The sequence below is a fragment of the Kitasatospora sp. MBT66 genome (genome assembly GCF_000710405.2).
GTDB lineage: Bacteria > Actinomycetota > Actinomycetes > Streptomycetales > Streptomycetaceae > Kitasatospora > Kitasatospora purpeofusca.
Map to the genome: position 1 here is coordinate 98,280 of NZ_JAIY01000010.1, position 25,619 is coordinate 123,898.

At 73.1% G+C, this 25,619-nt stretch carries 21 protein-coding genes and 1 pseudogene; 4 read left to right on the forward strand and 18 right to left on the reverse strand.

The window, feature by feature from the left end:
* Positions 1-345 precede the first annotated feature (345 nt).
* The 11 genes from aroQ to BI06_RS25085 all read right to left on the reverse strand — a co-directional run bounded on the left by aroQ (position 346) and on the right by BI06_RS25085 (position 12,349).
* A complete protein-coding gene (gene aroQ / locus BI06_RS25030; RefSeq protein ID WP_030396059.1) occupies positions 346-774 on the reverse strand; it encodes a type II 3-dehydroquinate dehydratase in 429 nt (142 codons plus the stop codon).
* An 8-nt stretch (positions 775-782) separates the two neighbouring features.
* Positions 783-1,874: a 3-dehydroquinate synthase gene (aroB, locus tag BI06_RS25035; protein ID WP_043471817.1), complete on the reverse strand. Its 1,092-nt coding sequence runs from the start codon at positions 1,872-1,874 to the stop codon at positions 783-785.
* The gene (locus BI06_RS25040) at positions 1,867-2,388 is read right to left on the reverse strand and encodes a shikimate kinase (RefSeq protein WP_030396057.1); all 522 of its coding nucleotides are present in this window, start codon (positions 2,386-2,388) and stop codon (positions 1,867-1,869) included. The genes aroB and BI06_RS25040 overlap by 8 nt, the downstream gene beginning before the upstream one ends.
* Positions 2,385-3,569: a chorismate synthase gene (gene aroC / locus BI06_RS25045; RefSeq protein WP_078880310.1), complete on the reverse strand. Its 1,185-nt coding sequence runs from the start codon at positions 3,567-3,569 to the stop codon at positions 2,385-2,387. The genes BI06_RS25040 and aroC overlap by 4 nt, the downstream gene beginning before the upstream one ends.
* Positions 3,570-3,838: 269 nt before the next feature.
* Positions 3,839-4,669, reverse strand: coding sequence for a shikimate dehydrogenase (locus BI06_RS25050; protein WP_043471819.1), 831 nt, complete (start codon positions 4,667-4,669; stop codon positions 3,839-3,841).
* 34 nt (positions 4,670-4,703) lie between these two features.
* Positions 4,704-6,707 carry an endolytic transglycosylase MltG gene (mltG, locus tag BI06_RS45560; protein WP_082558672.1) on the reverse strand — a complete coding sequence of 668 codons (2,004 nt, stop codon included), beginning with the start codon at positions 6,705-6,707 and terminating at the stop codon, positions 4,704-4,706.
* A 156-nt stretch (positions 6,708-6,863) separates the two neighbouring features.
* A complete protein-coding gene (gene mltG, locus BI06_RS45565; protein WP_063795020.1) occupies positions 6,864-8,150 on the reverse strand; it encodes an endolytic transglycosylase MltG in 1,287 nt (428 codons plus the stop codon).
* A gap of 109 nt (positions 8,151-8,259) precedes the next feature.
* A complete protein-coding gene (gene ruvX, locus BI06_RS25070) occupies positions 8,260-8,739 on the reverse strand; it encodes a Holliday junction resolvase RuvX (protein ID WP_043471820.1) in 480 nt (159 codons plus the stop codon).
* 16 nt (positions 8,740-8,755) lie between these two features.
* Positions 8,756-11,425 (reverse strand): alanine--tRNA ligase, encoded by a 2,670-nt coding sequence (gene alaS, locus BI06_RS25075; RefSeq protein WP_030396051.1) that lies wholly within the window; start codon positions 11,423-11,425, stop codon positions 8,756-8,758.
* Complete coding sequence (locus BI06_RS52535; protein ID WP_063764301.1) at positions 11,425-11,868, reverse strand: DUF6167 family protein; 444 nt, start codon at positions 11,866-11,868, stop codon at positions 11,425-11,427. Before BI06_RS52535 ends, alaS begins: the two co-directional genes overlap by 1 nt.
* 4 nt (positions 11,869-11,872) lie before the next feature.
* The gene (locus BI06_RS25085; RefSeq protein WP_030396049.1) at positions 11,873-12,349 is read right to left on the reverse strand and encodes a DUF948 domain-containing protein; all 477 of its coding nucleotides are present in this window, start codon (positions 12,347-12,349) and stop codon (positions 11,873-11,875) included.
* Positions 12,350-12,579: 230 nt separating this feature from the next.
* Here BI06_RS25085 and BI06_RS51160 point away from each other — a divergent pair, with 230 nt between their 5' ends.
* The gene (locus BI06_RS51160; RefSeq protein WP_051741807.1) at positions 12,580-14,778 is read left to right on the forward strand and encodes a hypothetical protein; all 2,199 of its coding nucleotides are present in this window, start codon (positions 12,580-12,582) and stop codon (positions 14,776-14,778) included.
* Between the two features lie 153 nt (positions 14,779-14,931).
* Positions 14,932-15,225, forward strand: coding sequence for a tetratricopeptide repeat protein (locus BI06_RS25095; protein ID WP_051742183.1), 294 nt, complete (start codon positions 14,932-14,934; stop codon positions 15,223-15,225).
* Positions 15,226-15,337: 112 nt separating this feature from the next.
* Here BI06_RS25095 and rpsD read toward each other — a convergent pair whose 3' ends face one another.
* From rpsD to ppk2, 3 genes and pseudogenes are all read right to left on the reverse strand, one after another.
* Entirely contained in the window at positions 15,338-15,952 is a 615-nt protein-coding gene (rpsD, locus tag BI06_RS25100; RefSeq protein WP_030396046.1) for a 30S ribosomal protein S4, read from the reverse strand.
* 541 nt (positions 15,953-16,493) lie between these two features.
* Positions 16,494-17,840 (reverse strand): annotated as a pseudogene (locus tag BI06_RS25105) (replication-associated recombination protein A); the annotation flags it as partial.
* A 92-nt stretch (positions 17,841-17,932) separates the two neighbouring features.
* Positions 17,933-18,718: a polyphosphate kinase 2 gene (ppk2, locus tag BI06_RS25110; RefSeq protein WP_030396044.1), complete on the reverse strand. Its 786-nt coding sequence runs from the start codon at positions 18,716-18,718 to the stop codon at positions 17,933-17,935.
* 333 nt (positions 18,719-19,051) lie between these two features.
* Between ppk2 and BI06_RS25115 the strand changes: the two genes are divergently transcribed.
* Complete coding sequence (locus tag BI06_RS25115) at positions 19,052-20,038, forward strand: LysR family transcriptional regulator (protein ID WP_030396043.1); 987 nt, start codon at positions 19,052-19,054, stop codon at positions 20,036-20,038.
* Here the strand turns inward: BI06_RS25115 and BI06_RS25120 are convergent.
* The 4 genes from BI06_RS25120 to BI06_RS25135 form a co-directional block, all read right to left on the reverse strand.
* Positions 20,035-20,481: a GNAT family N-acetyltransferase gene (locus BI06_RS25120; protein ID WP_078880309.1), complete on the reverse strand. Its 447-nt coding sequence runs from the start codon at positions 20,479-20,481 to the stop codon at positions 20,035-20,037. The genes BI06_RS25115 and BI06_RS25120 overlap by 4 nt on opposite strands.
* Before the next feature lie 162 nt (positions 20,482-20,643).
* Entirely contained in the window at positions 20,644-22,434 is a 1,791-nt protein-coding gene (aspS, locus tag BI06_RS25125) for an aspartate--tRNA ligase (RefSeq protein WP_030396041.1), read from the reverse strand.
* Positions 22,431-23,693: a histidine--tRNA ligase gene (gene hisS / locus BI06_RS25130; protein ID WP_043471822.1), complete on the reverse strand. Its 1,263-nt coding sequence runs from the start codon at positions 23,691-23,693 to the stop codon at positions 22,431-22,433. Before hisS ends, aspS begins: the two co-directional genes overlap by 4 nt.
* Positions 23,694-23,704: 11 nt before the next feature.
* Positions 23,705-24,412, reverse strand: a complete 708-nt coding sequence (locus BI06_RS25135; protein ID WP_030396039.1) for an MBL fold metallo-hydrolase — start codon at positions 24,410-24,412, stop codon at positions 23,705-23,707.
* 273 nt (positions 24,413-24,685) lie between these two features.
* On the opposite strand from BI06_RS25135, the gene BI06_RS25140 reads away from it, so the two are divergent.
* Positions 24,686-25,519, forward strand: a complete 834-nt coding sequence (locus BI06_RS25140; RefSeq protein WP_030396038.1) for a peptidylprolyl isomerase — start codon at positions 24,686-24,688, stop codon at positions 25,517-25,519.
* Positions 25,520-25,619: the final 100 nt, after the last annotated feature.

The following is a 25,619-nucleotide window of genomic DNA, read 5'->3' on the forward strand; positions in this document are numbered from 1 at the left end:
GCGCCGGGGCGGGCACCGGTCCGGGCGGAGGGGACGGCAGCACCGGCAGCGGAACGGTCGGCGGCCCCGAGGAGTCGCCCGCGACGGCCACCGCAGCAGGCACCGCAGCACGCACCGCAGCAGGCAGCGGAACGACCAGTGGCACGACCGTCGGCACAGGCACCGTCCCGGCCGCCACCGGATACCCCGGCACCGGCGGAGCGACGGGACGTGGGGGGACGGATCCACCCCCGGCGTACTGCGTCACGGCACCTCCCGACTTCCTTCAGCGGGACACTACACGGCGGTGCGGCGGTGGACACAGCCCACCGCCGCACCGCCGCCGGTCACCCACCGGGCCCGGCGTCAGCCCGCGGCGAGCTGCTCGGCGAGCGCCCGCAGGGCCAGCTCGTACGAGCCGATCCCGAACCCGGCGATCGTGCCGGAGGCCACCGCGGCGATCACCGAGGTGTGCCGGAAGGTCTCCCGGGCGTACGGGTTGGAGATGTGCACCTCGACCAGCGGCGCGGTGCGCTGCGCGGCGGCGTCCCGCATCGCGTACGAGTAGTGCGTGAACGCGCCCGGGTTGATCACCACCGGCACCCGGCCGTCGGCGGCCTCGTGCAGCCACTCCACCATCTGCTGCTCGGAGTTGGTCTCGTGCACCTCGACCTCGAAGCCGAACTCCTTGCCGAGCGCGGTGCAGCGCTCGACCAGCCCGGCGTACGAGGTGGCGCCGTAGACGTCGGGCTCGCGGCTGCCCAGCCGGCCCAGGTTGGGGCCGTTGAGCACCATCACCCTGGTCACGCGGACACCTCCGCGTAGGCGGCGACCAGCAGGGACGGGTCGGGGCCCTCCAGCACGGAGGTCTTGGCGAGGCCGTCCAGCACGATGAAGCGGATCAGGTCGCCGCGCGACTTCTTGTCGATCTTCATCGCGTCCAGCAGCTTCGGCCAGGCGTCCGCCCGGTAGGTCAGCGGCAGGCCGACCGAGGCCAGCACCGAGCGGTGCCGGTCGGCCGTCGCGTCGTCCAACCGGCCGGCCAGGCGGCCCAGTTCGGCGGCGTACACCATGCCGATCGAGATCGCCGCGCCGTGCCGCCACTTGTAGCGCTCGTTGCGCTCGATGGCGTGGCCGAGGGTGTGGCCGTAGTTGAGGATCTCGCGCTGCCCGGACTCCTTGAGGTCCCCGGAGACCACGTCGGCCTTGACCTGGATGGCGCGGCGGATCAGCTCGACGGTGTGCGGCCCGGCCGGGCTCCTGGCACCCTCGGGGTCGGCCTCGATCAGGTCGAGGATGACCGGGTCGGCGATGAAGCCGCACTTGATGACCTCGGCGAGCCCGGAGACGTAGTCGTGCTTGGGCACGGTCTCCAGGGTGCCGAGGTCGGCCAGCACGCCCACCGGCGGGTGGAAGGCGCCGACCATGTTCTTGCCCTCGGCGATGTTGATGCCGGTCTTGCCGCCGACCGCCGCGTCGACCATGCCGAGCAGCGTGGTGGGCATCGAGATCCAGCGCACCCCGCGCAGCCAGGTGGCGGCGACGAAGCCGGCCAGGTCGGTGGTGGCACCGCCGCCGAGACCGACGACGACGTCGCTGCGGGTGAACCCGGTCTGCCCGAGCACCGACCAGCAGTACGCGGCCACCTCGGCGCTCTTCGCCTCCTCGGCGTTCGGCACCTGCAGCGCGATGGCGTCGTAGCCCTCGCCGGCCAGGTCCTCGCGGATGGCGTCGGCGGTGGCGGACAGCGCCTCCGGGTGGATGATCGCGACCCGCTTGGCCCTGGTCCCGATCAGCGGGGACAGCTCACCGAGCAGCTGGTGCCCGATCAGCACGTCGTACGGGTCGTGGCCGGCGCTTCCGGCGACGTGGATCCTGACGGTGGTGTCAGTCATGGGGGGTCTTCAGCTCCAGTGCTTCCATTACGGCGTCCGCGACCTGCTCGGGGGTGCGGCCGGCGGTGTCGACGACGGCGGTGGCCACCTCCAGGTAGAGGGGGCGGCGGGCCTCCATCAGCTCGCGCCAGCGGGCCCGCGGGTTGACCGCCAGCAGCGGGCGCGGGGCGTCCAGGCCGACCCGCTTGACCGCGTCGGCGAGCGGGACCTCCAGGAACACCACCGGCAGGTCGCGCAGCAGCTCACGGGTCGGCCCGGCCATCACCGCGCCGCCGCCGAGCGCCAGCACCCCGGTGTGGGTCCCGGCCGCGGCGCGCACGGCGGCCTGCTCCAGCTCGCGGAAGTGCGGCTCGCCCTCGTCCACGAAGATGTCCGGGATCGGCTTGCCGGCCCGCGCCTCGATATCGGCGTCGGTGTCCCGGAAGTCCACTCCGAGGCGCTCGGCGACGGCCCGCCCGACGGTGGACTTGCCACTGCCGGGCGGACCGACCAGCACGAGGACCGGAGCGGTCATCGGACGATCAGGTTGTCGAGGTAGCTCTGCACGTTGCGCCGGGTCTCCGACACGTGGTCGCCACCGAACTTCTCGTTCACCGCGTCGGCGAGCACCAGGGCCACCATCGCCTCGGCGACGATGCCGGCCGCCGGCACCGCGCAGACGTCGGAGCGCTGGTGGTGCGCCTTGGCGGGCTCGCCGGTGCGGACGTCCACGGTGCGCAGCGCGCGCGGGACGGTCGCGATCGGCTTCATCGCGGCGCGCACCCGCAGCAGCTCGCCGGTGGACAGGCCGCCCTCGGTGCCGCCGGAGCGGCCGGAGACGCGCTTGGCACCGTCGGGGCCCGGCACGATCTCGTCGTGCGCCTGCGAGCCGGGGACGCGGGCGAGGTCGAAGCCGTCGCCGACCTCGACGCCCTTGATCGCCTGGATGCCCATCAGCGCGGCGGCCAGCCGGGCGTCGAGGCGGCGGTCCCAGTGCACGTGCGAGCCGAGGCCGACCGGGACGCCGTAGGCGAGGACCTCGACGACGCCGCCGAGGGTGTCGCCGTCCTTGTGGGCCTGGTCGATCTCGGCGACCATCGCCTTCGACGCGTCGGCGTCCAGGCAGCGCACCGGGTCGGCGTCCAGCTTCGCCTCGTCGGAGGGCAGCGGCAGCACCCCGGCCGGGGCCTTGGCGGCGGCCAGCTCGACCACGTGGCTGACGATCTCGATGCCGCAGGTCTCCTTGAGGTAGGAGCGGGCGACGGCGCCGAGCGCGACGCGGGCGGCGGTCTCCCGGGCGCTGGCGCGCTCCAGGATCGGGCGGGCCTCGTCGATCGAGTACTTCTGCATGCCGGCCAGGTCCGCGTGGCCGGGGCGCGGGCGGGTCAGCGCCTCGTTGCGGCCGAGACCGGCCAGCACCTCGGGGTCGACCGGGTCGGCCGACATGACCTGCTCCCACTTGGGCCACTCGGTGTTGCCGACCATGACGGCCACCGGGCTGCCCATGGTGAGCCCGTGCCGGACGCCACCGAGGAAGGTCACCTCGTCCTGCTCGAACTTCATCCGTGCGCCGCGACCGTAACCGAGCCGGCGGCGCGCCAGGGCGTCGGCCACCACCGCGGTGGTGACCGGTACACCGGCGGGCAGGCCCTCCAGAGTCGCGACGAGTGCGGGGCCGTGCGACTCCCCCGCCGTCAGCCAGCGCAACGTACCCAACGGAGCTCCTTCATCAGCGGACCGGCGCGGGGCTGCCGCACCCGTCCGGGCGTGCCTTCTCTCCCCGAATCCTTTCATGCCGGACGGCCGACCGGACCTGGAGTCCGATCACCGGACATCATTCGGCCGACCGGCGGACGGGAATGGCCGGTCACCGCGCGGCCGTCGGCCGGCCGGCGGGACACCACCACGCCCCGGGCACAGTACGGACACGGTGGGCGCACCGCGGACGCACACCGTCCGTGCACCACCCACGGTGCGGACGGCGGTCAGCCCGCCGCGAGCGCCGCCTCGCCGGCCGCGCGGACCGCCGCCAGCGGACCGGGGGTGTGCCCGGTGAAGAGCTCGTTCTGCAGCACCGCCTGGTGCACCAGCAGGTCGAGGCCGCCCAGCACGGTCGCCCCGCGGTCCGCGCAGGCGGCGGCCAGCGCGGTCGGCCACGGGTGGTACAGCACGTCGAACAGCGCGCCCGGCCCGGCGGTCAGGCGCGCCGCGAAGGCGTCGGTGGCCCCGGCCGGGGTGGTGGCCACGGTGAGCGGGTGGGCCAGCGCGTCGGCGCCGCGCTCCCAGTCGGCGGTGCGCACCGCCACGCCGAGCCGTTCGCCCAGCGCGGCCATCTCCCGGGCCCGCTCGGGGGTGCGGACGTAGACGGTCACCTCGCGGGCGCCGAGCCGGGCCAGCGCGGCCAGCGCCGAGGAGGCGGTGGCCCCGGCGCCGAGCACCGCCGCCGCCGGCACCTCGGTGATGCCGCGCTCGCGCAGCGCGTTGACCAGGCCGGGCACGTCCGTGTTGTGGCCCTCGCGCCGGCCGTCGGCGGTGAAGACCAGGGTGTTCACCGCGTCGACCGTCCGGGCGGTCCCGCTCACCTCGTCGAGCAGCGGCATCACCGCCCGCTTGAGTGGCATGGTCAGCGAGCAGCCGGCCCACTCGGCCTCGTCCAGCCCGGCGACGAAGCCGGGCAGGCCGGCCTCGTCGACCTCGAACCGGTCGTAGCGCCAGCCGTCCAGGCCGAGCGCCGCGAAGGCGGCCCGGTGCAGGGCGGGCGAGAGCGAGTGGGCGATCGGCGAGCCGAGGACGGCCGCCCGGTGCTTGCTGGTCACGCTGCTCACTTCCTCCGTCGCCTCCCGGCGGTCGTCACTTGGTGGTGCAGTGGACGGAGGCTGCGTCGAACTTCTGCCCCGCCGCCAGGCAGTAGGACTCGACGTTCTTGGCGTGCTCCGCGTCCGTGTCGGCGAACAGCGTCTGGGTCGGGGACATCGCGATGAAGTACAGCCACTTGCCGTCCGCCGGGTTCAGCGTGGCCTTCAGCGCGGCGTCGCCCGGGTTGGAGATCGGGGTCGGCGGCAGGCCGGCGTTGTAGTAGGTGTTGTACTTGTTGGACGCGTCGTTGATGTCCCTCTTGTCCAGCGTCTTGCGGCCCAGCGCGTACTGCAGCGTGGTGTCCATGCCGAGCTTGCCGTTGACCTTGCCCTTGTCGGCCAGCCGGTTCTGGATGGTCCGGGCCATCTTGGCGAAGTCCTCGGGGTTGTTGCCCTCGGCCTGCAGGATGCTGGCCTCGATGACCACCTCGTAGCCGGTCTTCAGCCCGATCTTGGACGCCTCGGCGTCCAGGCTCGCGTAGCGGTCGACGGCGTTCTTGACCATCTGCTTGAGCAGTTCCTCGGGCTTCATGCCCTCGGTGATCGAGTAGCGGGTCGGCCAGAGGAAGCCCTCGATGTTGCCGTTGGCGTACGGCGGGAGGCCGAGCGTGGCCACCTGCTCCTTGGCGACGGCCGCGGTGGTGCCCTTGGCCAGCTTCAGCTTGTCGTCGATCTTGACGTAGGTGGCCGCGGCGGTCAGGCCCTCCTGGACGATCAGCTTCTCACCGCCGTTGGCGTCCACCAGGAACTGTACGGCGCCGTCGGCGGACATCTCCGTCGGCATGCTGTAGGTGCCGGGCTGGATGGTGGTGCACTTGACGTTCTTGTCGCAGGCCTTGCTGAAGGCGTCGACGCTCTTGACCACGCCGGCCTGCTTCAGCGCCAGGCCCATCTGGCTGCCGGCCGCGCCCTGCTTGATCTCGACCTTGACCGAGCCGCTGCCCGGGCCGGGGAAGTCCGGCGGCGGGCCGAAGTGGTCCTTGTAGAAGCCGTAGCCCCACCAGCCGGCGCCGCCCATGATCCCGAGCAGCACCAGGGCGACCACCAGGCAGGCGCCGCCGTTGCGCCGGCCCGACTTCTTGCCGTTCTCCTTGCGCTTCTTCTTGGCCTCGCGGGACTGGTCCTCCTCGCCGAGGAAGCCGTTCCCGTCCTCGTCGGAGCCGTCGCCGCGGTACTCGTCCTCGGCGTACTCGTCCTCGTGGCCGTCCCACTCGCCCTCGGCGTGCCCGGCCTCCTCACCGGCGCCGACCGGGTCGGCCCCGGCCTCCAGCGCGGCGGCCTCCGCCTCCCAGTCGATGCCGTCCGGTCCGGGGCCCGCGGGCCGCGCGGCGGCCGGCTGCTTCTGCTCCGCCGGAACGGCCCGGCCGGGGCCGCCGGGCGCACCCTGCTGCGGCAACTGCTGCTGGGGCGCGCCCTGCTGGGGCATCTGCTGGGGAGTGCCCTGCTGCGGCATCTGCTGCTGCGGGTAGCCCGGCTGGCCGCCGCCGTACTGCTGCTGACCCTGAACGCCCTGCTGCGGACCCTGGCCGCCCTGCTGCTGCGGATAGCCCTGCTGACCGCCCATGCCCTGCTGCTGGGGGTACCCCTGCTGACCCATCCCCTGCTGCGGGTAGCCCTGCTGGCCCATGCCCTGCTGCTGCTGCGGATAGCCCTGCTGCTGCGGGTAACCCTGCTGGCCACCGTACTGCTGCTGGCCCTCGACGCCCTGCTGCTGCGGATAGCCCTGCTGACCGCCCATGCCCTGCTGCTGGGGGTACCCCTGCTGACCGGCGCCGTACTGCTGCTGACCCTGAACGCCCTGCTGCTGGGGATAGCCCTGCTGCCCCATGCCCTGGCCGCCGTCGCCGTACTGCTGCTGCTGCTGCTGCTGCTGCTGGGGATTCTGCTGCCACTGCCCGTCCTGCTGGCCGGGGACCGGCTGCTGACCGCCGTACCCGGGGTCTCCCGGATGCCACGGCTCGGAGCCCTGGGGGCCGTAGCCCCGACCCAGATCGGTCATTGATCCCCTTATACCGACGGAGACGACCGGAGGATCGGCCCGGTCGCCCGGGACGGCGTCCCGGCTGCTTGTCGAACCGGCGTGCTAGCGCAACACCTGGACGGAGACGCTACCGTACCGCAGTCGGCCGTCCGGCCGGGGCCGCAGCCGCTGCGCTCAGTGACCGCCCGCCCCCGAGGGCGCCCCCGCCCCGGCGGAGCCCGACGCGGGCGCCGACCCGGAGGACGCGCCCGAGGACGAGCCGGACGCCGGGGCCGAACCCGAGGCCGTCGCGGACGGGCTCGCGGCCCGGGTCGCGTTGAACTCGGCGACGTTCTTCTGCTGCACCTCGAAGCTGTCGGTGAACCGGGTGTCCCCGGGCTTCACGGTCACGAAGTAGAGCCAGTCCCCCAGCGCCGGGTCCACCGCCGCCATGATCGCCTGCCGTCCCGGGTTGGAGATCGGGGTCGGCGGCAGCCCGGCGTGCTTGTAGGTGTTGTAGGGGGAGTCGAGCCGGGTGTCCGTGACGCTGGTGTTCAGCGTGGAGCGTCCGAGCGCGTAGTTGATGGTGGAGTCCAGCTGGAGCGGCATGTTCTTGGCCAGCCGGTTGTAGATCACCCGCGCGACCTTGGCCATGTCCTCGGAGTTGTCGGCCTCGCCCTGCACCATGCTGGCGATGGTCACCAGCCCGTACAGGCTCTGCCCGAGATTGGTCGCGACGACCTCCGCGTCGTCCCGGGCGAACTCCTTCCCGGCCCGGTCGACCATCTGCTTCAGCAGCTCGGCGGCGGTGGTGTCCTCGGTGACGCTGTAGGTCGCGGGGAACAGATAGCCCTCGGGGGTGCCGTTGGCGTTCTCCGGCAGGCCCAGCTCGGCGGCCTGGTCCTTGGCCGTCTGCTCGGTGGTGCCCGCGGCCAGCTGCAGCTTCTTGTCGATCGCCGCGAAGATCTGGCTGCCGCGCCAGCCCTCGGGGATGGTCAGACCGTTGGCGTTGGCCGGGTCGACCAGGACGGCGAGCGCCGCGGCCGCCGACATCCGCTGCCGCAGGGTGTACGTGCCCGGCTGGATCCGCCCGGCCGCCGCCGCGCTGCCCTTCGCCGCCCGGGTGAAGGCCAGCGAGCTGGCCACCACGCCGTTGCGCACCAGGGCGGAGGCGATCTGGCTGAGGCCGGCCCCCTCCGACACCGAGACCTGCACCGACCCGGACCCGCCGCCCGTGAAGTCTGCGGCGGCCGGCGGCTTGCGCTGCCCCTGCAGCCAGCTGAAGCCCGCCAGCCCGATCCCGCCGAACACGACCACCAGCGACAGCGCGGTCAGCAGGCAGGCCAGTCCGTTGCGCCGCCGGTGCGGGTCCGGCGGTTCGGGGCGCGGGGCGGGCGGGCCCGGCGGACAGCCCGCCGGTTCGATCACCGGCGCACCGAGGTGCCCGGGGCTCAGGCCGGGTGTGAGGTCCAGGTCGGTCACGGCACGCCCCCTCGGCGGTCCGCACGGAGTGCGGCACGACGGCAATGGCAGAGGGGTCCGTGCGGACGCGTCCGCACGGACCCCTCACCGGGACGTTAGAACAGGCCGGTCAGCCCGCCGCCTCGACGCTCTCACCGGGCGGGCGTCCGCTCACCCGTTCGGACTCAAGGGCGGTCTGCAGGATCACCACCGCGGCGGCCTGGTCGACCACCGAGCGGCCCTTCTTGGCCTTGACCCCCGAGGCGCGCAGCCCGTGGGTCGCGGTGACGGTCGACATCCGCTCGTCGACCAGCCGGACCGGGACCGGCCAGAGCCGGTTGGCCAGCCGGACCGCGTAGCCGCGGACCTTCTCCGCCGCCGGGCCCTCCTTGCCGCTGAGCGAGCGCGGCAGACCGACGACCACCTCGATCGCGCCGTACTCCTCGACGATCGCGGCGATCCTGGCCTGCGACTTCACCCCGGCCGGGACGGTCTCCACCGGGGTGGCGAGCACCCCGTCGGGGTCGCAGGACGCGACCCCGATCCGGGCGTCCCCGACGTCGACGGCGATCCGCCGCCCGCGCCGGAAGGGCTTCTCCTCGATCTCCATCAGAACGCGGACCCCATCAGGAGGCACGCTCCGCGACCAGGCCGCGCACGGCGGCGACGGCCTTGTCGATCGCGGTCGCGTCGGTACCGCCGCCCTGGGCGACGTCGTCCTTGCCGCCGCCGCCGCCGCCGAGGGTCTTGGCCGCGGTGCGGACCAGCTCGCCGGCCTTGATGCCGCGGCCGCGGGCGTCCTCGTTGGTGGCGATCACGGTCAGCGGGCGGTCGTTCGCCACGGTGAAGGCGGCGACCACGGCCGGGCGCGAGCCGAGTCGGCCGCGCACGTCCAGGACCAGCTTGCGCAGCTCGTCCGCGCCGACGCCGTCGGCGACCCGGGCGGCGACCACGGCGATGCCGTGCACGTCCTCGGCCGAGTCGGCGAGACCCGCGGCGGCCGCGAGCACCTTCTCGGCGCGGAAGCGCTCGATCTCCTTCTCGGCGTCCTTGAGCTTGGCGAGCATGCCGGAGATCTTCTCCGGCAGCTCCTCCGGACGGCCCTTGACCAGCTCGGTCAGCTGGGCGACCACGGTGTGCTCACGGGCCAGGAAGCGGTAGGCGTCGGCGCCGACCAGCGCCTCCACCCGGCGCACCCCGGAGCCGATCGAGGACTCGCCGAGCAGCTTCACCAGACCCAGCTGGGCGGTGTTGCCGACGTGGGTGCCGCCGCACAGCTCCTTGGAGAAGTCGCCGATGGTGACGACCCGGACCTCGTCGCCGTACTTCTCGCCGAACATCGCGATGGCGCCGGCCTTGCGGGCCTGGTCCATCGTCATGACCTCGGCGGTGACCTCCAGCTCCCGGGTCAGCACGTCGTTGATCTTCTGCTCGACGTCGGTCAGCACGCTGCCGGGCACGGCGGCGGGCGAGCCGAAGTCGAAGCGGAAGCGGCCCGGGGCGTTCTCCGAACCGGCCTGGGCGGCCGTCGGGCCGAGCGCGTCGCGCAGCGCCTGGTGGGTCAGGTGGGTGGCCGAGTGGGCGCGGGCGATCGCCCGGCGGCGGTCCACGTCGATCGTGGCGTACGCCGAGGCGCCGAGCACGACCTCGCCGAACAGCACGCCGCCGGAGTGCACGACCACACCCGGCACCGGCTGCTGGACGTCGCGGATCTCGACGACCGCGCCGGAGTCCAGCCGGATCCGGCCGTGGTCGGCGAGCTGGCCGCCGCCCTCGGCGTAGAACGGGGTGCGGTCGAGGATGAGCTCGACCTCGTCCCCCTCGGAGGCGGCCGGCGCCGGGACGCCGTCCACCAGCAGGCCGACCACGGTGGCCTCGCCCTCGGTGAGGGTGTAGCCGGTGAAGACGCTGGCGCCGGACTTGTCGGCGACCTCGCGGTACGCGGCGACGTCGGCGTGGCCCATCTTCTTCGCCCTGGCGTCCGCCTTGGCGCGGTCCCGCTGCTCCTGCATCAGGCGGCGGAAGCCGGCCTCGTCGACCTGGAGGCCCTGCTCCTCGGCCATCTCCAGGGTCAGGTCGATCGGGAAGCCGTAGGTGTCGTGCAGCTTGAACGCCTGGTCGCCGGAGAGCACCGCGCCGCCGGACTGCTTGGTCTCGGTGACCGCGGCGTCGAGCAGGCTGGTGCCGGCCTTCAGGGTCTGCAGGAAGGCCGACTCCTCGCCGACCACGACCGTCTCGATGCGCTTGCGGTCGGCCTCCAGCTCCGGGTACTGCGGGGCCATCGCCTTGATCGCGACATCGGTGAGGTCCTTGGCGACCACGCCGGTGGCGCCCAGCAGGCGCATGTTGCGGATCGCCCGGCGCAGGATGCGGCGCAGCACGTAGCCGCGGCCCTCGTTGCCGGGGGTGACGCCGTCGCCGATCAGCATCAGCGCGGTGCGGATGTGGTCGGTGACCACGCGCAGCGAGACGTCCGACTTGTGGTCGGCGCCGTAGGTGTGGCCGGTCAGCTCGGCGGCCCGGTCCAGGATCATCCGGCTGGTGTCGATCTCGAAGAGGTTGTCGACGCCCTGCAGGATGGCGGCCAGACGCTCCAGGCCGAGGCCGGTGTCGATGTTCTTGCTCGGCAGGTCGCCGAGGATCTCGAAACCGTCCTTGCCGTCGCCGTGGCCGCGCTCGTACTGCATGAAGACCAGGTTCCAGATCTCCAGGTAGCGCTCGCCGTTGACGGCCGGGCCGCCCTCCTCGCCGTAGGCGGGGCCGCGGTCGTAGTTGATCTCCGAGCACGGGCCGCACGGGCCGGGGACGCCCATCGACCAGAAGTTGTCCTTCATGCCCAGGCGCTGGATCCGCTCCGACGGGACGCCGATGACGTCACGCCAGATCTGCTCGGCCTCGTCGTCGTCCTTGTAGACGGTGATCCAGAGCTTCTCCTTCTCCAGGCCGTAGCCACCGTCCGCGACGGGAGTGGTGAGCAGCTCCCAGGCGAACTTGATGGCTCCTTCCTTGAAGTAGTCGCCGAAGGAGAAGTTGCCGCACATCTGGAAGAAGGAGCCGTGCCGGGTGGTCTTCCCGACCTCCTCGATGTCCAGGGTGCGCACACACTTCTGGACGCTGGTCGCGCGCGAGAACTGCGGCTTGACCTCGCCCAGGAAGTACGGCTTGAACGGCACCATGCCGGCGTTGACCAGCAGCAGGGTGGGGTCGTCGGCGACCAGGGACGCCGACGGAACGACGGTGTGGCCGCGCTCCTCGAAGAAGCGCAGCCAGCGGCGGCGGATCTCTGCCGACTCCATTAGTGGTCCTTCCGGTTCGTACCGCCCCGCGGCGGAATCGCGCGCCGGGGCGTTCTCTCGATGGCTTGGGGGGTGGTGCCCGTACCGTCCTCGGACGAGGCGCGGGCACGGCTGGGCGGAGGCAGGGCGGCGGCCGGGCTACCGGGCGCCGCCGAGATAGCTCGGTACTGGGGCTCGCCGCGCAGCGCTCCGCGGCGGCGCGGCTCGACGACGGCGGTGCCGTCCAGCCCGAGGTCCTCGCGCAGCTGCTCCTCGCGCTCGGTCATGCCGCTCCGGACGTCCTGGGCGAACTGCTTGGCGAGGTCGCCCAGGTGCAGCGCGCCGCGTGCGGCGGTGCCGGACAGGCTGTCCGGGGTGAGCCGGTGCACGGCCTCGTTGGCCTTGTTCATGGCCCAGACGGTGGCACCGGCGCCGACCGCCATCCAGAAGATGCGTCGCACCATGCCGTCAGCCCCTCACCGCGCGCCGGACCCGGGACAGCAGGCCGGTCTTCGGCGCGGTCGCGGCGCGGACCTCGGCCCGGATCAGCCGGGCCAGTTCCTCGCGCTCGGACGGCTGGGTGGGCAGCGTCGCGGTGCCCTGCTGCTTGGCGACCGCCTTGCGCACGCCGTAGCTGAACGCCGCGACCTTGACCAGCGGGCCGCCGAGGGTCGCCGCGACGGTGGAGGAGAGCGCGTTGGCGTTGGCCGCCGCGTCCTGCACGTTGGCGGTGATCTCGTCCACCCGCTCCAGCTGCTCGTTGGCGCTGCGCACGGCGGCGCCGGCGTCGGTCAGCAGCGGCACGGCCTGCTCGGTGACGGCGGAGACGAGGACGGTGGCTTCCTTGAGCACCCGCGACAGCCGGACCAGCACGACCGCGAGCAGGGTGACCAGGACCGCCCAGAACACGGCGACGAGCAGACCGGCCAGCTCTCCCACGGACACCTTTGCGCGCTCCCTCGCCTTGCTGTTTCCCAGGGGGAACCCTATCGCGACCGCACCGGGTTTCCGGACCGGGTTTCCCCCGCGGGCCGCGCGGCGAACCGACCGGGTGTGCGATCCGCGCGCGTAACCTACCCGCCGGTCACCTCGTTCTGCCAGGCAGGTCGCCACCCACGCGGCCGCGCCGGACGCCCGGGCCGAACCGGCCTGGGCCTCGAAACGGGGAGCAGGGGTTGGATCGGGATTCCACACCACGGCCGGACCGGCCGGTGCCGGGGCGGCTCCCGGCGGAGGTCACCAGCTTCGTCGGCCGGCAGCGCGAGCTGACCGAGCTGGCCCTGCTGCTGGCCGAGCGGCGGCTGGTGACGGTCACCGGCCCGGGCGGGGTCGGCAAGACCCGCCTCGCCCTGCGGGCCGCCGCGCGGGCGGCCGGGGCGTTCCCGGACGGCACCTGGCTGGTCGAGGCGGCCCCGGTGCAGGACGGCCAGCTGCTCGGGCACGCCGTGCTGGAGGCGCTGCGGCTGACCGACGGGACGACGCGGGCCCCGGTGGAGGTGCTGACCGAGCGGCTCGCCGGGCGTCGGCTGCTGCTGGTGCTGGACGGCTGCGAGCACCTGGTGCCGGCCTGCGCCGAGCTGGCCGTGGCGCTGCTGCGGGCGCTGCCGGGGCTGCGGGTGCTGGCGACCAGCCGGGTGGCGCTGCGGACGGCCGGGGAGCACCTGCTGAACCTGGCGCCGCTGCCGGTCGGCGCCCCCGGCGCGATCGCCCCGGGGGCACTGCCGGACGCGGTGCTGCTGTTCGCGGACCGGGCCCGGGCGGTGCTGCCGTCGTTCGCGGTCACCGCCGCGAACGCGGAGGGGATCGCCCAGCTGTGCCGGCGGCTGGACGGCATCCCGCTGGCGGTGGAGCTGGCCGCGGGGCGGCTGCGGGCGCTGTCGGTGGAGCAGATCGGCGCCCGGCTGGACGACCGGTTCCGGCTGCTGACCGGCGGCGATCCGGCCGCGCTGCCGCGTCATCAGACCCTGCGGACGACGATCGGCTGGAGTCACGAGCTCTGCACGGAGCAGGAACGTTTACTCTGGGCGCGCCTCTCGGTCTTCGCGGGCGGCTTCGACCTGGACGCCGCCGAGTACGTCTGCGGCGGCGCGGGCGTCGATCCGGACGAGCTGCTGGACCTGCTCACCGAGCTGGTCGCCAAGTCCGTGGTGCTGCGCGAGGACAGCCCCTTCGGCGTCCGGTTCCGGCTGCTGGACACCCTCCGCGAGTACGGACTGCGCTGGCTGCGCGCGGCCGGCGAGGAGAACCGGCTGCTGTGCCGGCACCGCGACTGGTACCTGGGCGTGGCCACCTGGGGCGAGGTCGAGTGGTTCGGCCCCCGGCAGGCCGAGACCGCCGAGCGGACCGAGCTGGCGCACACCAATCTGCGGGCCGCCCTGGAGTTCTGCCTGGCCGAGCCGGGCGAGGAGCAGATCGCCCTGCTGATGGCCGGCACGCTGTGGTTCTACTGGGTCGGCTGCGGCCACCTCGGCGAGGGCCGGCACTGGCTCGACCGGGCCCTCGCCCTCGCCCCCGAGCCCACCGAGGCCCGGGCCAAGGCGCTCTGGGTGACCGGCTACACGGCCACCCTGCAGGGCGACCTGGTCTCCGCCCGGCCCGCGCTGGAGGAGTGCCGCCGCCAGGCGCTGGCCACCGGCGACGACCGCGCGCTCGCCTACGCGGTGCACCGGCAGGGCTGCGCGGCGCTGATCGGCGACGAACCGGCCCGGGCGGCCGAGCTGTTCGAGGAGGCGCTCTGGCACTACCGCACCATCGGCGAGCTCAACAGCAACGTCCTGATGGCGATGTTCGAGCTGGGCATCGCCTACCTGTTCCAGGGCGACCAGGACAGCGGGGAGCTGTGGCTCGCCCAGATCCGCGAGCTGTGCGAGGAGCACGGCGAGCAGTGGGCGTACGCGTACGGGCTGTACGCATACGCGTACTCGCACTGGCTGAACGGCGAGGTCCGCCCGGCCCGGGCGCTGGCCCGGGAGAGCGTCCGGCTCAACCACCTCTTCAACGACCTGCTGGGCATCGTGCTGGCGATCGACCTGCTGGCGCTGCTGGAGACCGAGCCGGCCGGCCCGGGCGAGCCGGGGGACCTGCGCGAGGCCCGGGTGCTGCAGGGCGCGGCGCACCGGATCTGGCAGGCGGTCGGCAAGCCGTTCTTCGGCTCCCGCACCTTCAACGGCCCGCACCGGGCCTGCGAGGAGCGCGCCGTCGCCGGGCTGACCGAGCAGGAGTACGCCGACTTCTTCACCACCGGCACCCGGCTCGACCTGGACGCCGCCGTGCACCGCGCGCTGGGCGGCGGCGAGCACCCGGGCGGCCCGGGGGCGCGGCCGGGACCGGGGCCGCTGCCGCCGGCCCCGCAGCCCTCGCCGGTGGGCCGGTGATCCCGGTGATCCCTGCGGGTGCCCGGTGAAGCCTGCGGGTGCCCGGCACCGCCCCGGGAATAGTTGAAACTTGTCCCTTGCTGGAGGGGGCGGAACAACCGGCCCGTTCGGAAGGAGCACCCCGTGGCCACCAACCTCGCCGACGAGTACCGCATGGCGAACTTCTACTTCGACTCCAAGGCGTACACCGACGCCGCCCGGATGCTGGAGGGAGTGCTCGCCGAGGAGCCGGCCAACCTGTCGGTCCGGCTGCTGCTGGCCCGCAGCTACTTCCACTCCGCCCAGCTCCGCCGGGCCGAGGCGGAGCTGCGCCTTGTGCTGGACGCCGACCCGGCCGAGGACTACGCCCGGCTGATGCTGGGCCGCACCCTGGAGCGCCAGGGCCGCCACGAGGAGGCCCGGCCGCACCTGCGGCTGGTCGCCGCGATGACCGGCGAGCAGCTCTGACGAACCCGGTACACCCGGTACGAGGCAGAACCTCCCCCGCACAGGGGCGAGCCCCCGCCGCCACAAGGGCGACGGGGGCTCGCTGGGTACCGCAGGTGATACCGCTCGCGGGTCAGCGCGAGTAGTACTCGACGACGAGCTGCTCGTCGCAGATCACCGGGACCTCCTTGCGCTGCGGCGCGCGGTCCAGGCGGAAGGCCAGGGCCTTCAGGTTGACCTCGAGGTACTTCGGGGTCTGGCCCTCGCCCGCGTTGCCACCCTCACGGGCGACCTGGAACGGGACCTTCTCCTTGCTGCGCTCGCGGATGGTCACCACGAAGCCCGGCTTCATCTGGAACGACGGCTTGTTGACCTTGCCGCCGTTGACCTCGACGTGGCCGTGGACGACCATCTGACGGGCCTGGTAGATGGTGCGGGCAATGCCCGAACGCAGCACCAGCGAGTCGAGGCGGGTCTCCAGCTCGGCGACGAGCGCCTCACCGGTCTTGCCCTCGGCCTTCTTCGCGCGGTCGAACGCGCGCGCCATCTGCTTCTCGCTCAGGTCGTACTGAGCGCGCAGACGCTGCTTCTCGACCAGACGGACCTTGTAGTCCGAGTTCTGCTTGCGACCACGGCCGTGCTGGCCGGGCGGGTACGGGCGGGCCTCGAAGTACTTGACGGACTTCGGGGTCAGCGGCACGCCGAGCGCACGCGCGATCTTGACCTTGGGACGCTTCTGGTTCGCCATGAACCAAACCTTCCTTACTGACGACTACGGCTTCACCAGGTGTTGACGGAGGTCGCATGTCGCGGCCCGGAGAAAACCCCACCGCCCTGAGGCAGTGCGATCAGCCGCTCTCCGGAGCCGGGCACGAATGTGCTGGTCACACGGGCGGACCGGGAACCGGTCGCCCGCGACACCGAGACGGTGCGCGACGCTCCTGGTGCGGACCCCCCGGAGGGGGTCTACGGCCGATGTCCCGCTGGTGCGGCCGGTCGGTCGGGTCTCCCCCACCGCCGTCCCGGGACATGGCACTCCGGCCGAGTATACCGGCAGATCACCGGCCCCCTCACCCGGCCTCCCGGTCCCCCTCCGTCACACTCTCCGGGGCCGCTTTCGATCCCGCCTTCGGGTCCGCCTTGCTCTCCGGCTTCGGCTCCGGCTCGGGTTCCGGCTTCGGCTCCGGCTCGGGTTCCGGCTTCGGCTCTGCCTTGGGTTCCGCCTTGGGTACCGCCTTGGGTACCGCCTTCGCCGCGCCCCTCGACTCCGCCTTGGCCGGCCCGGCCGGCTCGCCCCGCAGCCGCCCCCTGGTCCACTCCACGACGTCCGCGTACCGCGCCTCCCCGCCGCGCCGGGTCGGCCGGTAGTACGCCCGCCCGTGCACCGCGTCCGGCGCGTACTGCTGGCTCGCGATGCCCTCCGGCAGGTCGTGCGGGTACTGGTAGCCCTTGCCGTGCCCCAGCTTGCCCGCGCCCCCGTAGTGCGCGTCCCGCAGATGCGGCGGCACCGGCCCGGCCAGGCCCTGTCGGACGTCCGCGAGCGCCGCGTCGATCGCCAGGTAGGCGGCGTTGGACTTGGGCGCCAGGGCGAGCGCGATGGCCGCCTGGGAGAGGATGATCCGCGCCTCCGGGAAGCCGATCAGCGCCACCGCCTGGGCCGCCGCCACCGCCGTCGACAGCGCCGTCGGATCGGCCAGGCCGATGTCCTCGCTCGCCGAGATCATCAGCCGGCGGGCGATGAAGCGCGGGTCCTCCCCCGCCTCGATCATCCGGGCCAGGTAGTGCAGCGTGGCGTCGACGTCGCTGCCCCGGATCGACTTGATCAGCGCGCTGGCCACGTCGTAGTGCTGGTCGCCGTCCCGGTCGTAGCGGACGGCCGCCTGGTTGACGGCGGTCTCGGTGCTGGCGAGGGTGATCTCCGGCTCGCCCTGCTCCAGCGCCGCCCCGGCCGCCGCCTCCAGCGTGGTGAGCGCCTTGCGGGCGTCGCCGCCGGCCAGCCGGACCAGGTGGTCCTCGGCCTCCGCGGTCAGCTCCACCGCGCCCCCCAGACCGCGCTCGTCCACGACCGCGCGGCGCAGCAGCGCCCGGACGTCGTCGTCGGTCAGCGACTCCAGGGTGAGCAGCAGCGAGCGGGAGAGCAGCGGGGAGATCACCGAGAAGTACGGGTTCTCGGTGGTCGCGGCGATCAGGGTCACCCAGCGGTTCTCCACCGCCGGGAGCAGGGAGTCCTGCTGGGCCTTGGAGAAGCGGTGGATCTCGTCGAGGAAGAGCACCGTCTCCCGGCCGCTCATGCCGACCGCGCGCCGGGCGCCGTCGATGACCGCGCGGACCTCCTTCACCCCGGCGGTGATCGCGGACAGCTCGACGAAGCGGCCCTCGACGGCCTGGCTGATGACGTGCGCGAGCGTGGTCTTCCCGGTGCCCGGCGGGCCCCAGAGGATCACCGAGCTGGTCGCCGCCGGGCCGCGCGACCCCGACACCAGCCGGCGCAGCGGGGAGCCGTCCTTGAGCAGTTTCCGCTGACCGGCCACCTCGTCGAGGGTGCGCGGGCGCATCCGCACGGCGAGCGGTGCCCGTCCGGGCTCCTTGGCCTGGCGTTCCTCGGCGGCGGCGGTGAAGAGGTCCGGTTCGTCCACACCGGAAGCCTATGCGAGCCCTCCGACAGCCCGCCCCGGATCCGCGGCGACCGCGACCGCGACGGCGGCCGCCCCCGGCCCCGGGAGCGGCGCTACCCGTCGAGCCGGGCCGCGTGGTCCGGCACGTACTTCTGGAGGTCCCGCGGCGGCCGCCGGTAGCCCTGCGAGGCCGGGCGCTCCGGCAGCTCGATCGGCCGCGGGCCCACCTCGCGGTACGGGACGGTGGAGAGCAGGTGGGCGATCATGTTGATCCGGGCCCGCCGCTTGTCGTCGCTCTCCACCACGTGCCAGGGCGACTCCGGGGTGTCGGTGTGCAGGAACATCTCGTCCTTGGCCCGCGAGTAGTCCTCCCAGCGGGTGATCGACTCGACGTCCATCGGCGAGAGCTTCCAGCGCCTCATCGGGTCCGCCAGCCGGTCCCGGAAGCGCCGCTCCTGCTCGGTGTCGCTGACCGAGAACCAGTACTTGCGCAGCAGCAGTCCGGACTCGGCGAGCATCCGCTCGAAGATCGGGGCCTGGTGCAGGAACTGCCAGTACTCCTCCTCGCTGCAGAAGCCCATCACCCGCTCCACCCCGGCGCGGTTGTACCAGCTGCGGTCGAACAGCACGATCTCCCCGGCGGCCGGCAGGTGCTCGACGTACCGCTGGAAGTACCACTGGGTGCGCTGGCGCTCGGTCGGCGCGGGCAGTGCGGCGACCCGGGCGATGCGCGGGTTCAGATACTCCGTCACCCGCTTGATCGCACCGCCCTTGCCGGCCGCGTCCCGCCCCTCGAACACCACCACCAGCCGGGCGCCCTCGGCGCGCACCCATTCCTGGAGCTTCACCAGCTCGTGCTGGAGCCGGAGCAGTTCGCGCTCGTACGGCTTCCTCGCCAGCCTGTCGGCCCGACCGCCGGGCCCGTCCGGACCGGCCGGCCGGTCCTGGGTGCTCCGCCCCTCGGGGGCGCTCCGCTCGCGCTGGGCCTTGGCTGCCACCTGGGCGTCTCCGTTCGGCGGGGTGCTGATGATCCCTCACCGTACGTCCTGGGGCGGGCGCCCGCAGGTCCCGGCCGGGCGGCGGCAGCGCGCCGGGAGGGTTCCGGCCCGGCACCGGCGGCCCCCTGAACCGTCGCTGCCGGGCTCCCCCGTCGACCGGTCCGAAGACCGAACGACCCACCATGACCCAGCCCTGCCGAACGGGTCCAATCGCCGGTTCCATAACCTGGGGGCATGGATGTCGACACCCGTCTGCTGCGCGGCTTCGCCGCGGTCTGCGAGGAGGGGCAGCTGACCGCGGCGGCGGCCCGGCTGCTGGTCTCCCAGCCGGCGCTGACCAAGCAGATCCGGCAGCTGGAGACCCTGCTCGGGGTCGAGCTGTTCGAACGCTCGCGGCACGGCATGACCCCGACCCGGGCCGGCCTGGCGCTGGCCGCGCACACCGACGCGCTGATGGCCGGCTGGGAGGAGGCGCTGCGCGCCACCCGGGCGGCCTCGGCGGAGCACGGCTCGACGCTCCGGGTGGGCTTCGAGGGCGGCATCATCAACCTGATGACCCGGCGCACGGTCGCGGACTTCGCCCGGCGGATGCCGGGCTGGCAGGTGGAGCTGCGGCAGAACAACTGGTTCGACCCGACCTCCGGCCTGGCCACCGGCGAGATCGACCTGACCCTCTGGCACGCGCCGCCCTCGCTGGCCCGGCGCTACAACGTGGCCGTGCTGGGCGAGGAGCCGCGCTGCGCGGCGCTGCCGGCCGGGCACCGGCTGGCCGGGCGTGCGGTGATCGACTTCGAGGAGCTGCTCGACGAGCCCTTCGTGGCGATCCCGCACGAGTCCGGGCACTGGCGGGACTACTGGCTGGCGGTCCGGGAGCGGGGCGGGCGACCGGTGCGGATCGGCGCGGTGGCGCACAACACCGACGAGTGGCTGGCCGCGGTGGTGTGCGGCCAGGGCGTCGGCTTCGCCCCGGAGACAATGAGTCGGCTGGCACCGCGCGAGGATGTCGCGTACCGGCCGGTGCGAGGGTTGAGCCCGAGCCAGGTCGGGCTGTACTGGCCCAAGGACCGGACGCCGACACCTGCCATGGCCGCGTTCGTGCGCAGTTGCCGGGCCACGGTAGGTCTCGGGAACCGGGTCGACGGGCGGGGGGCTCGGGACACCCCGCCGGGCCCGTCGCAGGACGCGCCCCAGGAGGCCCCGGAGAGCCCCGGAACGTCCTAGACGGCCTCGAAGGGCTCCGGGTAGCGGCACAGGCCGCTCGGGGAGCCGTCGTAGCCGGGCAGGGCGAGCGTCTGGAAGTACCCCTCGGGCACCTCGAACGGGCCGCTCACCTCGTGCCGCTGGGCCGGGATGAAGCCGAAGCGCCCGTAGTAGTCCGGGTCGCCGAGCACGACGACGAGCTTCTCGCCGGCCTCCTCGGCGGCCGCCAGCGCGGCCCGGACCACCAGCTCGCCGACTCCCTTGCGCTGCCACTCGGGCGCGACGGCGACCGGCGCGAGCGCCAACCCGGCGCCCTCGCCGACCCGCAGCCGGGACAGCAGCGCGTGGCCGACGACCAGCCCGGTGTCGTCGACGGCGACCACCGACAGCTCCGGCACCCAGGCCGGGTCGCGGCGCAGCGCGTCGACCAGGTCGGCCTCGTCGGGGCCGGGGAAGGCGGCCATGTGGACTCGTCTGGTGGCAGGAGCGTCCTCGGGACACTCGATTCTGGTACTGACCTTCACAGGGGATCCCTCTCTCTGTCGCACGCCGTTGTGGACCGGCCCCGGACAGCGCGGTTGCTGTCCGGGGCCGTGAAAGGTTAGCCGATGCCGGCCGACGGAATGTCAGGCCTTCGGCTGCGCCTCGGACTTGGCGTCCTCGCGGACCTTCGGCTGGGCGTCCACGCCGGCCTCGCGGCGCTGCGCCGGGGTGATCGGGGTGGGGGCGCCGGTCAGCGGGTCGCCGCCGGTGGACGTCTTCGGGAAGGCGATGACGTCCCGGATGGTGTCGTACCCGCCGAGCAGGGTGACGATCCGGTCGAGGCCGAAGGCGACGCCACCGTGCGGCGGCGGGCCGTAGTTGAAGGCGTCCAACAGGAAGCCGAACTGCGAGGCGGCCTCCTCCTCGGAGAGGCCGATCGCGTCGAACGCCCGCTTCTGCACGTCCCGCTGGTGGATACGGATCGAACCGCCGCCCAGCTCCGAGCCGTTGAGCACGAGGTCGTAGGCGTTGGACAGGGCGCTGCCCGGGTCGGTGTCGAAGGTCGCCAGCGACTCGGCGGTGGGGGCGGTGAACGGGTGGTGCACCGCGTGCCAGCCCTGGAAGGCGCCCTTGTCGTCCTCGATCGGCTCGAACATCGGGAAGTCGACGACCCAGAGGAAGGCCCACTGGGACTCGTCGATCAGCTCGCAGCGGCGGCCGATCTCCAGTCGGGCGGCGCCGAGCAGCTCCTGCGAGGGGCGCTCCTTGCCGGCCGCGAAGAAGACCGCGTCGCCGTTCTTGGCACCGGCGGCGGCGGCGAGGCCGGCCAGGTGCTCCTCGGAGAGGTTCTTGGCGACCGGGCCGCGCAGCTCGCCGGTCTCGGCGTCGATGAGCACGTAGGCGAGGCCCTTGGCGCCGCGCGCCTTGGCCCAGTCCTGCCAGGCGTCGAGCTGCTTGCGCGGCTGCGAGGCACCGCCGGGCATGACCACGGCGCCGACGTACGGGGCCTGGAAGACGCGGAACTCGGTGCCCCGGAAGTACTCGGTGAGGTCGGTGAGTTCCTGGCCGAAGCGGACGTCCGGCTTGTCCGAGCCGTAGCGGCCCATGGCGTCGGCGTAGGTCATCCGCGGCAGCGGGTTCGGGACCTCGTAGCCGTGGACCTCGCGCCAGATCGAGCCGATGATCTTCTCGCCGAGGGCCAGGATGTCCTCCTGGTCGACGAAGGAGGCCTCGATGTCGAGCTGGGTGAACTCCGGCTGGCGGTCTGCGCGGAAGTCCTCGTCGCGGAAGCAGCGGGCGATCTGGTAGTAGCGCTCCATGCCGGCCACCATCAGCAGCTGCTTGAACAGCTGGGGCGACTGCGGCAGGGCGTACCAGTGGCCGGGCTGGAGGCGGACCGGGACCAGGAAGTCGCGGGCGCCCTCGGGGGTGGAGCGGGTGAGGTACGGCGTCTCGATGTCGAGGTAGTCGTTGTCCTCCATCACCCGGCGGATGATGTTGTTGACCTTGGAGCGCAGGCGCAGGCCCTTGGCCGGGCCCTCGCGGCGGAGGTCGAGGTAGCGGTAGCGGAGGCGGACCTCCTCGTTGACCGTGCCGGGCTCGTACTCGGCGACCGGGAACGGCAGCGGAGCGGCCTCGGAGAGGACCTCGATCGCGCTGACCACGACCTCGACGGCGCCGGTCGGGATGTCGGGGTTCTCGTTGCCCTCGGGGCGGACCCGGACGTCGCCGACCACCTTGACGCAGTACTCGGCTCGCAGGCCGTGCACCGAGTCGAGGTCGCGGACCACGATCTGCACGGTGCCGGAGGCGTCGCGCAGGTCGATGAAGGCGACGCCGCCGTGGTCGCGGCGGCGGGCGACCCAGCCGGCCAGGGTGACGGTGGTGCCTGCGTGCTCCGGGCGGAGCGTGCCCGCGTCGTGCGTGCGGATCACAGCTGCTTCTCCTTCAGGGTGGTGACGAGTGCGTCGAGGGCGACGGGGTTCTGCTCGCCGGTGGTGAGGTCCTTGAGCTGGACCACGCCCTCCGCGAGGTCCCGGTCGCCGGCGACCAGGGCGAAGCGGGCGCCGGATCGGTCGGCGGACTTCATGGCGTTCTTGATGCTCTTGACGCCGAAGGCCAGGTCGGTGGCGACGCCGGCCCGGCGCAGCTCGACCACCTTGGCGAACAGGACGTTCTTGGCCTCCTCGCCGAGCGCGACGGCGTAGACGGAGGTGGCGGCCGGCAGGTCGAGGGCGACGCCCTCGGCCTCCAGGGCCAGGAAGGTGCGGTCCACGCCGAGCGCCCAGCCGACCGAGGGCAGCGCGGGGCCGCCGATCATCTCGGACAGGCCGTCGTAGCGGCCGCCGCCGCCGATGGCGGACTGGGCGCCGAGGCCGTTGTGGACGAACTCGAAGGTGGTGCGGGTGTAGTAGTCCAGCCCGCGGACCAGCTTGGGGTCGTCGGTGAAGGCCACGCCGTTGGTGGTGAGCAGCTCGCGGACCTTCTCGTCGTAGGACTTGCAGTCCTCGCAGAGGTAGTCGCGCAGCATCGGGGCGCCGACGAGCTGGGCCTGCACGGACTCGCGCTTGTCGTCGAGGACGCGCAGCGGGTTGATCTCGGCGCGGCGGCGGGTGTCCTCGTCGAGGTCCAGGCCGGCCAGGAAGTCGATCAGGGCGGTGCGGTAGACCGGGCGGCACTGCTTGTCGCCGAGGCTGTTGAGCAGCAGCGAGTAGTCGCTCAGGCCGAGCGCGCGGAAGGCGTCGTCGGCGAGGATGATCAGCTCGGCGTCCAGCGCCGGGTCCTCGGCGCCGATCGCCTCGGCGCCGACCTGCGAGAACTGGCGGTAGCGGCCCTTCTGGGCGCGCTCGTAGCGGTAGTACGAGCCGGAGTACCAGAGCTTGACCGGCAGGTTGCCCTGCTTGTGCAGGTTGGCCTGGAGCGCGGCGCGCAGCACGGAGGCGGTGCCCTCGGGGCGCAGCGCGAGCTCGTCGCCGCCCTTGGTGGTGAGGGTGTACATCTCCTTGGAGACGATGTCGGTGGACTCGCCGACACCGCGGGAGAACAGCTTGACGTCCTCGAAGACCGGGGTCTCGATGTACCCGTAGCCGGCCCGGCGGGCGGGGGCGGCGATGGCCTCGCGGATCGCCAGGAAGGTCGCGGAGCTGGGCGGCAGCAGGTCGTAGGTGCCCTTGGGGGCGGTGAAGGTGCTCAACTTCTCTTCCGTCACATTCCTCGTCGCGGGAAGGCCGGGGCGCCGTCCGCCCCCGCTGCCTGTCGGAGGTAGGGGTTGGTGGCGCGCTCGCGGCCGATGGTGGTCTGTCCGCCGTGGCCGGAGAGGACCACGGTGGCGTCGTCGAGGGGCAGGCACACCCGGGCCAGCGAGCGCATGATCGCCTCGCTGTCCCCGCCCGGGAGGTCCGTCCGCCCTATGGAGCCGGCGAAGAGCAGGTCGCCCGAGAAGAGCACCGGAGGGAGTTCCTCGGCGCCGGGCGTCCGGAACGTCACCGACCCCCCGGTATGGCCGGGGGCGTGGTCGACGGTGAGCGAGAGGCCCGCGAGCTCCAGCACGCTGCCGTCGGTCAGCTCGCGGACGTCGTCCGGCTCGCCGACGGTGAGCTCGCCCATCAGCTGGGTGCCCAGGGAGCGGCCGAGCGCCCGCTCGGGGTCGCTCATCATGTAGCGGTCCTCGGGGTGGATCCAGGCCGGGACGCCCTTGGCGCCGCAGACCGGGACCACGGAGGCGACGTGGTCGATGTGGCCGTGGGTGAGCAGCACCGCGACCGGCTTCAGCCGGTGCTCGCGGACGAGTTCCTCGACGCCGGCGGCGGCCTGGTGGCCCGGATCGACGATGACGCACTCCTCGCCCGGTCCCGGCGCGACCAGGTAGCAGTTGGTGCCCCAGGCTCCTGCGGGGAATCCGGCGATGAACACGCGCGTCCTTCGGTCTCGGTCTCTCGGGCTTCGGCCGCCGCGGTGGCTCCGGCTGCTGCTACAAGCTGTGACTGCAGGGGCAGCCTACCGGCGGTCCGGGTCCGGTTGCGAACCAGATCCGGGTGACAGGTTCACTTCGACCTGACAGGTTCACCCCGTTCTTACGGTCGCGGTCCCTACACTTGGCCGCCGATGGGTGCGATGATCCGCATCGGCATCGCACACACGAGGCCCACACATCAGCGACCAGCACATCCGTAGGAGACAAAGCCGGTGGTCACCAGCGAACAGCGGCGGCGGCAGCTCGCCCGGGACAAGTACGAACGCCAGGCGGAGCGCCGGGCCGCCGCGGCGGCCGCGCGCAAGCGCCGCAACAGCGTGCTCGGCGCGGCGTTGGCGGTGGTCGTGCTGGCCGGCGGCGGCACCCTGTTCGCGACCGGCGCCTTCGACTCGGACGACAAGAAGAAGAGCGACCCCGCCGCCCAGGCCGCGCCCACCCCGACCGAGCCGTCGGTCCCGACCCGCAAGGCGGTCGAGGGCTGCGGCGAGGCCGCCCCGGGCGCCCCGAACGGCAAGCAGTGGCAGGCCGAGCCGGCCATGACCGTGGACGCCAAGGCGACCTACACCGCGACGCTGGACAGCAACTGCGGCAAGGTGACGCTGGCGCTGGACGCCGCCAAGGCCCCGCACACGGTCAACTCCTTCGCCTTCCTGGCCGGCGAGCAGTACTTCGACCACACCAAGTGCCACCGCCTCACCACCGACGGCATCTTCGTGCTGCAGTGCGGCGACCCGACCGCCAGCGCGACCGCCCCCGGCGGCACCGGCGGCCCGGGCTACAAGTTCGCCGACGAGAACCTCACCGGCGCGACCTACCCGGCCGGCACCGTGGCGATGGCCAACTCCGGCCCCGGCACCAACGGCAGCCAGTTCTTCCTGGTCTACAAGGACACCCAGCTGCCGCCGAACTACACCCCCTTCGGCAAGATCACCGGCGGTCTGGACGTGCTCCAGAAGATCGCCGCCGCGGGCACCCTGGAGGGCGGCACGGACGGCCACCCGATGGCCGACGTCACCCTCAACTCGGTGACCGCCGCCAAGGGTTGATCCACCCCGGGACCGGCCCGGCGGCGCCCCCCGCGGCCCGCCGGGCGGCCCCGGACCCGAAATCGCCCGGCCCGGATGCGGACAGCACCGGGCCTGGTCG